Source organism: Halarchaeum acidiphilum MH1-52-1 (genome assembly GCF_000474235.1).
GTDB classification, from domain to species: domain Archaea; phylum Halobacteriota; class Halobacteria; order Halobacteriales; family Halobacteriaceae; genus Halarchaeum; species Halarchaeum acidiphilum.
The window spans coordinates 1-678 of sequence record NZ_BATA01000154.1 but is presented as its reverse complement, the minus strand read 5'-3'; the positions used below and the strand labels follow the sequence as shown (position 1 = coordinate 678).

Sequence of the window (678 nt, the reverse complement as noted above, 5' to 3'; positions counted from 1 at the left end):
GCGTCCCGCGGACGAGTTCGATGTAGACGAGCGCGACGTACTTCGTGACGCGGCCGTACACCCGCGCGGCGGCGAGCGGCACCGCGATGACGAGACCGAGCAGGACGCTGACGACCGTGAGCACGATCGTCAGCCACGCCGCGACCGCGAGATTCGGGCCGTACTGGCTCGCGAACCCGGCCATCCCGACGAGCCACCCGAGCAGGTCGAAGACCGCCGACGCGGCCGGCACGCCGTTCGCGATCGCGCCGACGTTCGCGCCCGCCGCCTCCAGCGCCGCCGCGGTCGACTGCGGGACGAGCGGCTGTGTCGCCCCGACGACGACCCCGCCGAGCCACGCGTTCAGCCAGCGGAAGACGAGCCAGAGCCATATCGCGCCGCCGACGACGTACGTCACCGCGCGTTCGGCGCGTCCGTGACGGCGCTCTCGTTCCGCGGACATCTACGGCTCCGTCCCGCCGCCGTGGAGTTCGGTGAGCCGGCGGAGGAACTCGCCGGTTCGCTCGTGCTCCGGGTTCGTGAACAGCCGCTCGGGGTCGCCGTGCTCGACGATGTGGCCGCCGTCGAGGAACATGATGTCCGTCGCGGCCTGTCGGGCGAACCCCATCTCGTGGGTGACGCAGAGCATCGTCATCCCCTCCTCCGCCAGTTCGCGCATGACGCCGAGCACCTCGCCGA

Annotated in this window: 2 pseudogenes; both read right to left on the bottom strand. The window is 71.7% G+C overall.

Going from position 1 to position 678, the window contains the following annotated elements:
• Window positions 1–442: pseudogene (locus tag AOZ13_RS13635) on the bottom strand (amino acid ABC transporter permease); the annotation flags it as partial.
• Window positions 443–678 (bottom strand): annotated as a pseudogene (locus tag AOZ13_RS13630) (amino acid ABC transporter ATP-binding protein); the annotation flags it as partial. It abuts the pseudogene before it with no gap.